Origin of the sequence: Micromonospora deserti (genome assembly GCF_003236335.1) — a bacterium.
Lineage (GTDB): Bacteria > Actinomycetota > Actinomycetes > Mycobacteriales > Micromonosporaceae > Micromonospora > Micromonospora deserti.
Genome location: NZ_POUB01000284.1, coordinates 1 through 7,632, shown reverse-complemented (window position 1 = coordinate 7,632; position 7,632 = coordinate 1). Strand labels below are relative to the sequence as shown.

At 64.0% G+C, this 7,632-nt stretch carries 5 protein-coding genes, 1 tRNA gene and 2 pseudogenes; 5 read left to right on the top strand and 3 right to left on the bottom strand.

Features of this window, described 5'->3' with window-relative positions; all coding sequences use genetic code 11:
• Window positions 1–40: 40 nt before the first annotated feature.
• Window positions 41–1,084 carry an alpha/beta hydrolase gene (locus tag C1I99_RS26950; RefSeq protein WP_111137020.1) on the top strand — a complete coding sequence of 348 codons (1,044 nt, stop codon included), beginning with the start codon at window positions 41–43 and terminating at the stop codon, window positions 1,082–1,084.
• A gap of 10 nt (window positions 1,085–1,094) precedes the next feature.
• On the opposite strand, the gene C1I99_RS26945 is transcribed toward C1I99_RS26950, so the two are convergent.
• Entirely contained in the window at window positions 1,095–1,814 is a 720-nt protein-coding gene (locus C1I99_RS26945) for a hypothetical protein (protein WP_146604064.1), read from the bottom strand.
• A gap of 162 nt (window positions 1,815–1,976) precedes the next feature.
• Here C1I99_RS26945 and C1I99_RS26940 point away from each other — a divergent pair.
• Both C1I99_RS26940 and C1I99_RS35260 read left to right on the top strand, forming a co-directional pair.
• Window positions 1,977–2,049: transfer RNA gene (locus C1I99_RS26940), tRNA-Arg, on the top strand.
• A 102-nt stretch (window positions 2,050–2,151) separates the two neighbouring features.
• Window positions 2,152–3,594 (top strand): annotated as a pseudogene (locus C1I99_RS35260) (tyrosine-type recombinase/integrase).
• A gap of 174 nt (window positions 3,595–3,768) precedes the next feature.
• On the opposite strand, the gene C1I99_RS26930 reads toward C1I99_RS35260, so the two are convergent.
• The gene (locus C1I99_RS26930) at window positions 3,769–4,923 is read right to left on the bottom strand and encodes a DUF262 domain-containing protein (protein WP_111137018.1); all 1,155 of its coding nucleotides are present in this window, start codon (window positions 4,921–4,923) and stop codon (window positions 3,769–3,771) included.
• Window positions 4,924–4,931: 8 nt separating this feature from the next.
• A complete protein-coding gene (locus C1I99_RS32435) occupies window positions 4,932–5,546 on the bottom strand; it encodes a hypothetical protein (RefSeq protein WP_146604063.1) in 615 nt (204 codons plus the stop codon).
• A gap of 383 nt (window positions 5,547–5,929) precedes the next feature.
• Between C1I99_RS32435 and C1I99_RS26925 the strand changes: the two are divergent.
• A pseudogene (locus C1I99_RS26925) lies at window positions 5,930–6,145 on the top strand (NAD-dependent epimerase/dehydratase family protein); the annotation flags it as partial.
• 277 nt (window positions 6,146–6,422) lie between these two features.
• Window positions 6,423–7,154, top strand: coding sequence for a hypothetical protein (locus tag C1I99_RS32430; RefSeq protein ID WP_146604062.1), 732 nt, complete (start codon window positions 6,423–6,425; stop codon window positions 7,152–7,154).
• The last annotated feature ends 478 nt before the right edge of the window (window positions 7,155–7,632 follow it).

The following is a 7,632-nucleotide window of genomic DNA, read 5'->3' as shown; positions in this document are numbered from 1 at the left end:
GGGCTACCGCCGGGTAGCTTGCGGGCGTACCGTCGCGTTCGTGGAACCGGACGTGCTGGGCCCGCCGTACGAGCGGCAGACGATCGACCTGGGCACCGACGACGAGGGACCGGTGGTCGCCACCCTGGTCCGCCGCCGGGCCGACCGCCCCACCGGGCGGGCCGTGCTCTACGTGCACGGCTTCATCGACTACTTCTTCCAGACCCACCTGGCCGACTTCTTCGCCGAGCGGGGCTGGGACTTCTACGCCCTCGACCTGCGCAAGTACGGCCGCAGCCTGCTGCCGCACCAGACTCCGAACTACTGCACAGACGTCAGCGAGTATTTTCCGGAGCTGGACGCCGCCGCGACGATCGTGCGGGACGACGACGGGCACGACACCCTACTCGCCATGGGCCACTCCACCGGTGGGCTGATCGTCTCGCTCTGGGCGCACGCCCGCCGCGACGCCGGCATCGTTGACGGGCTCTTCCTGAACAGCCCGTTCTTCGACCTCAACCTCCCCTGGGCGCTGCGGCGGCCCGGCGCGGCCGCCGTCGCGCGCCTGGCCCGCACCGCGCCGAAACGGATCATCCGTCCCGGCCTCGGCACCGTGTACGGCGAGAGCATTCACGCCGACCACCGCGGCGAGTGGAGCTACGACCTGGCCTGGAAGCCCCTCGCCGGGTTCCCGGTGCGGGCCGCCTGGCTGGCCGCGATACGGCGGGGCCAGCAGCAGCTCCGCGCCGGGCTGGAGATCCCGGTGCCGGTGCTGGTGGCCTGCTCGACCCGCAGCTTCAAGGGGATGAAGTGGCACGATTCGGCCTCGCTGGCCGACGCGGTGCTGGACGTCGAACACATGGTCCGCTGGGCGCCACGGCTCGGCCGGCACGTCACCCTGGCCCGCTTCGACGGCGGCATGCACGACCTCACGCTCTCCGGCCCGGCCGTACGGGAAAAGGTCTTCGCCGAGGTGGGTCGGTGGGCCGAGGCGTTCCTCGGGGCCGGGCCGACGGTCCGCGACGAGGCGGAGGTCCGGGCACCGGCGAGCCGGCGGCCGACGGAAGCGGCCGACCCGGCGGGCGCGACCGCGCCGGGCGGCTGAGCCCCGGGGGTCAGCCCTGGCCGGGCAGGCCGGCGGCGACGGCCTCGTGGATCCGGTCGAACGTGGCCAGCGGGTGACCGCCGTCCCGTGCGGGCAGCACCAGGCCCAGGCAACGCAGCTCGACCTCGTCGTCACCGGCCTGCACGCCGAACACCGGCGCGCCGAGGTAGCCCGCGGGCAGCTCCGCGGTGACCCGCACGCTGTCCCCCTCGCGCGCGACCTGCTTGATCGCCACCTCCAACGGTCGCGACCCGCCCTCCCCGACCCCGAGCGCGAGCACGAACGCCGAACCGGGCTCCGCGCCGATCCGGGCGATCACGTCCGCCCGGGCCGCGATGGCGTCAGTCACCTGCTGGGTACGCCACCGCCAGCCCTGACTGTCGGCGTGCTCGTGCAACCCCGCGGTGGGCATGATCGCGGCGCCGAGGTCGGGCCGGTGCAGCCACTCCCCGGGAAAGTCCGCCAGCACCACGGCTGCGCCGGCCACGCCCGCCGGCTCGGTCACGCTCGGCCGCAGCCCGATCTCCCCCACCGGCGCGTGGGTCAGCGCGTCCGCGGTCAGCAGGTACTCGCGCACCTCGCCACCGGCGACCAGTTGCCGGAAGAAGAACGCGGTGCCGAACGCGCCCGCCGGCCCGCCGTCAAGCCGGCTGATCGGCACGATGGACCGGCCGAGCAGCTGGCACAGCTCGTACGCGACGTCGTTCTCGGTCTCCGGATCGAGCAGCACCAGCCGAGGGTACGGCGTGCCGCTCCCCCGGCCGCGGACGGCGTAAACCCGGGTGCCCCGGACACCCACCCGTGCGACCCTGGTCGGCGACGTGCCGCGACCACCCGTTACACCGCACACCGCGCGGGCGGCGGTACCCTCTTGGCGCGACACCCACGCCGCGCGCCCGTAGCTCAGCGGATAGAGCAGGGGACTTCTAATCCCAAGGCCGCAGGTTCGAATCCTGCCGGGCGCACAGGTACTTCTCTCGACCGGACGGCTCCCGTGGAGCTATTCGTGGAGCCATCGAGCTACTGTCGGCCCCGTTGCAGGCGTCAAGCGGCAACGTGGCGAGATCATGAAGCTCCCCAGCGGGTCGCTCCGCGTGAGGGTCTATGCGGGCGTCGACCCGCTCACCGGCAAGCGGCACTACCTCACCGAGACAGTCCCGGCCGGTCGAACCGCCGAACGAGAGGCGGAGAAGGTACGGACGCGCTTCCTCAACGAGGTTGACGAGAAGCGCAGCCCACGCACCCGAGCGACGCTGAACCAACTGCTCGACAAGTGGCTGGACGTCGCCGACATCGAGCCGACCACGCGTATGGGCTACGAAAACAAGCTGAACAAGCACGTCCGGCCGGTGCTCGGCAAGCTGCCGCTAACCCGGCTCGACGCCGAGACGCTGGAATCCTTCTACGCGAGCCTGCGCCGCTGCCGGGACCGGTGCGGCGGCAAGGCTTCCGTGACGCACCGGGTGACCGGCGAGCACACCTGCACCGCGAGGTGTCGGCCGCACGCCTGCAAGCCGCTCAGCGCGTCCTCAGTGCGGCAGATCCACTGGATCCTGAGTGGTGCGCTGAGCCGGGCGGTGCGGTGGCGCTGGATCGCAGTCAACCCCGCCGCACAGGCTGAACCACCGGCGCCGCCGCACCCCGACCCGCAACCGCCAAACCCGACCGACGCCGCCCGCATCATCACCGAGTCGTGACGCGACCCGGACTGGGGCGCGCTGGTCTAACTCGCCATGACCACCGGCGCCCGGCGCGGCGAACTGGCCGCCCTGCGCTGGCACCACCTCGACCTGGCCGCCGGCGTGCTAACCCTCCGACGCAGCGCCTACCTCGACGCGGACGGCGTGCTACAGGAGAAGGACACCAAAACCCACCAGCAAAGACGGGTCGCTCTCGATCCCGAGACAGTCGCCGTGCTCACCGAGCTGCACGCGCGGTACGTCGACCGCCTGGCGCAGCTCGACGCGACGGCCGACCCAGCGGACTACGTCTTCTCCCCCGAGCCGGACAACAGCCGCGGTTACCGGCCCGACACCATCACCCAGCGGTACGGGCGACTTGCTAAGCGACTGGGCATCGACAGCCACATCCACGCCCTACGGCACTACTCGGCAACTGAGCTGATCAATGCCGGTGTCGACGTGCGTACCGTCGCCGGCCGGCTCGGTCACGGTGGCGGTGGCACCACCACTCTCCGGGTCTACGCCGCATGGCTGTCGGAGTCTGACCAGCGGGCCGCCAGCACCCTCGCCGCCCGGATGCCGACCCGCCCGACGACGCCTACCCCGCCGAACAGCCCCTACCGGACGATTGCCGAGGAAATACGCGAGCAGATCCGCGTCGGAAGCCTCAATCCGGGCGACCCGCTGCCTACGGTCGCCGAGTTGGCAGCGGCGCACGGTGTCTCGGTCGGTACCGCTCACCGCGCGGTGGCTACGTTGGCAGCAGACGGTCTGGTCAGCGTTACCCGAGGCCGACGGGCAAACGTCGTAGGCCAACGTGCCGAGTAACCCCGGATAAAGCAGACCCGACACCGTCCGGCAAGGTCAGTCGTAAACGGCCGTGGAGCCGGGATGACGTTGCAAGCCGCCAGAGAAAGACCGGAAACCTGACAGAGGGCGGCGCTATAAGCCCGACCGATACAAGGAATGACGGGTACCGACCTCGCCCAGGCCGACGCCGAACTACTCAGGGTCCTCATACTCCTCGTCGAGCTCATCAGCAACTAGCTCATCCGGCACTGCCTCATCAGCAGTCAGGTATTCAGCCCCGGAAGCCGGAACTAGCTCGAGACCCGCAACGAAAGACACAAGAGAATCTTCGCGTCTTACGCGTCTAGCCCGGTCAGTCGCCGCCCGTTCGACCGCCGCCCTGTAGACGTTGACGGGGCTTGAATCAGCACCTCGCGGGGAATGACTCACCTGCATACTCAAGTCAACCAAGCTGGCCCGCAGAGTCTCTATGCTGATGTTCGAGATATTAATTCGGCCTCGGGCGACAGCCAAGAAAAGGGTATAGAAGTCCGACTTTCGATACCATCTGGTACCCGACATTCTGGGCTCTGGGAACAGCTCAGCTAGATAGCTCAACACCTCCCCGAACCGTTCCAACACCTCCTTCTCCGCAGGGAAGTTGGGGCTATACAGTCTATAGTAGTGATCCAGATTATCTTTCTTGTTCTGCGGCCAATGCAGGTATCCTACGACCAATTCGGCAACGTACTCCGAGTCCAACATTCTTCGTCGCTGCATCTTCGTAAAGATTCGGAAGTGATCCCACTCGGGGCGTTCCACGATCTTTTCCACTACCCCAAGAAGGCCGCCACCGTACATCGAGTATCGCAACTCTTGGGCATTCAGCGCCATATTGGACTGATTGAGGCGTTGAAACATATGCCTCAACTCTTCGTCCGTAACGCCCTCCAAATCACGCACAATCAGCTTGTACCGGCGAATCCGGTCACGCTCCTCCTTTGCCAACTCGGAGAAGCGCTTGTTGAACCAGGGCGTTTCCGCGAGTCCGTACAGGGGTTCAAGCTTATGCACATCAAAAGTCAACGGAAACCGGTCTGCCATGTACTCGAGGCAGGCCCTAAGTCGCTGCTGTCCATCAACAACCGCATACATGTCGTCACCAGCGTCTGTTGGAACCGAGTAAACGTAGACCTCCGGGACGGGATAACCCCGTAAGATGGTATCAATGAGGAACGAGCTTTCCTCATTGGTCCAGACAGGGCGTCGCTGAAAGGGCGGCCGCAGTGTCAGCTTCTTCAGGGCACTTTGATCTGCGAACCATCCAATGGTCTGATGGCTGGTGTTGAGGAAACTGCGAGCAGACATCGCGACTCTCAGACACCCTTCTTTGCAGCGAGATAAGTTCGGTAGCTATCAAGAGCGGCCATTTGCGCCTCTCTAAGCGCTTCATTGTCCTTATAAATACGCAAAGACATCTTTCGCCCTCGAAGAACACTAGGAAGATATTTCTCGCATCGCTGCAGTTCTTGGATCCATTGCGTGCCAAAAGGGAGGTAATTCAGGAAGTAGTTCGCGGCAATCATGCCATCGAAAATATACTGCTTCCGATGCCGCCCAAACAGCCGCAACCCCTCATCATCGAGGTTGAGGAGATTGACGTTGACTCGACGGAACCACTGCCACGCGGTGTCGAAATGACGCGAGGATACCACCGCAATATCTACATCTGAACCACTGCCGAAGACTCCGAACCTCTTCCTAGAGCTAAGACTACGCCCGGTAGCCGCGCTTCCCACAACAATAATGTCTCGCGCGTCCACCTGGATTCCCGTTGCCAATTCGTCCCGCCAGGTGAAGTACTGCCTCTTGGTGTCAAAGGCGTAGGGAAGCCGGTCGAGCACAATCCGACCCACCAAGACTCGCGAGTCCTCATCCTCAAGAACAAGCTCCATAAACTGAGGTATTTCAATCTTGGTCCAGTCGGTCATCCATCAAGCCCGCTCTACACGTCTGGTTCAAGGACATCCTCCAAGACAAGCAAGCTATCTGAGGGGAGAGCAACGTGCACACCTATGGCACAACCCGTACACCTCCCAACCTGCAAGCTGGACGCCGCTTAGTCTCTTAAGAGAAGTTTGGCATTGTTTGTCAACTCGGACGTGTCGAGTTGCCGACTGGAGATGACGTGACGCGACAACCTTCCGCTTTTCCCACCTAACGACGTCTCACCGTGGAGCGACCCGGGGCCAGTGAGGGGCGAGTTGAGGTCGACAGCTGCTTTCAGCGCGGACCAGACGACTACAGGACGGAGTTTCGGTTGCCCGAAGCGCCCCTGCCCACCCTGGTGGTTCTTCCTCGGCATGATGGTTCAATGCGCTTGCTGGTGCTCGGCGGAACCTGGTTCGTAGGCCACGCGGTCGTGACGGCTGCCCTTGACGCAGGGTGGGAGGTGACGACGTTCAACCGGGGCACCTCCGGGCCGGATGTCGACGGCGTACGCGCGATCCGAGGGGACCGGACACGGCCGGCCGACGTCAACGCCCTGGCCGCCGCCGGGCCGTGGGATGCCGTGGTGGACACCTCCGGCGAGTCATTCGCTGGAGCGACGAAGATCATAGATGGATCGATGAACATCCAGCAGCAGGCGATACGCCCACGCTGCCCAGTCAGACAGCACCGGAAGCCGGTAGCTCCATCAGCTAATCGATTTCCTAACTCTTCACGTTCTCAACCATTCCTCGGCCTCGTCCACACGGTGCCGAGCAAGGGATTTTCTGGTCAATGTGGAGAAAGCAGCGATTAGCAACACGACTAGGGAATCCCCTGCTCTAATTGCTCACTGCCAACTGAAGGAAGACGACATCATGACGAGGACGGCGAAGATTCTGGCGTACGCCAGGCGGCAGGCGGACGAACTCGAGAAGGATATGCATTGGGTTACGAGCGAACATAGCGCTAGCCACGGTTACTGGGTTTCGTCCGATTACCAGCTACTCACAAAGATTGTCGCGCGAGCTGCAGCTGCGCAGGAGTTTTTACGGCAGTACTCCGGCGCAGACAGCTTCTGGACTGAACGCGCCGTCTCCGTATATCAAACCAAAGGCGACAACCAGTCCACTGAATCGGGCGCTCGCGCCATCGGTGAGTTGTTGCGGGCGTGGGCGGACCAGGTTGAAGCGGGAGTCATCGAGATATCGGGCTCTCGGTCTTGGAGCGAGATCGGCCAGGCAAGCACCGACGTCATGGGTCAAGTTCGTCGGCTGAACGAAGACCCAAACGCGCATCCGGCGGCTGCTATCGTCCTGTGCGGCGCGGCTCTCGAAGTCGCTCTTCGGGCCGTTGCCGAGAATCGCGGCAACCTGGTCGAAGAACGGCCTACGTTATCAGTACTCACGAAGGCGCTCCGGCGGGAGCAACTCCTTACAGTCCAAGACGTCAAAGACTTAGAGCAATGCTCCGGACTCCGGAACCTGGCCGCGCATGGGCAATTTGAAACTCTTAGCTCTGAGCGAGCCGGCCTCATGGAGCAACACACGAATTTGCTACTACGCCGCCTCAGCGACTTGGTACTTATAACTTCGGACGCTGTTACCTAAACTGTACGCGCTGACTTTCCCTGCTGCGCACTCTCGCCATTCCTTCAGCCTTCCTCCGCACAGCGGCCCGCCCGGTCGGGCCAGGGCACGCTCGGCGGTGCGAGTCGGCATGCGAAGCGCGGCCATCTTGAAGGAATGCAGAACTACACACCAGGTCTGCGACGGTCGACCCAGCACGAGGCGCAGGGATAACTGAGAGTCACCACATTGAGCCCCACCCAGCCCTCACCAGCCAGCGCGGCTGTGGAGCTATTCGTGGTGCGAAATGCAGCATTCTAGAGAAGACGAGGGTAACCAAAGCAAGAGTTTGTACAGCTAAAGGATGTCTCGTAACTCGGTGAACGCGTTGCTGTTCAACGGTGTCGGCGTCATCCGGCGAGGATGATGTTGTGGAGGTTGGCAACGCCGGAAGCGGTGTCGGCCAATGTTTTGGCGGCGCGGCGATAGTCCCGCAGGATCTTGAAGGTCTTCATGCGGG

Coding starts and splice junctions, on each gene's coding strand:
- C1I99_RS26930 (WP_111137018.1), bottom strand. CDS start 4,923: ATGTCTGCTCGCAGTTTCCTCAACACCAGCCATCAGACCATTGGATGG.
- C1I99_RS32435 (WP_146604063.1), bottom strand. CDS start 5,546: ATGACCGACTGGACCAAGATTGAAATACCTCAGTTTATGGAGCTTGTT.
- C1I99_RS32430 (WP_146604062.1), top strand. CDS start 6,423: ATGACGAGGACGGCGAAGATTCTGGCGTACGCCAGGCGGCAGGCGGAC.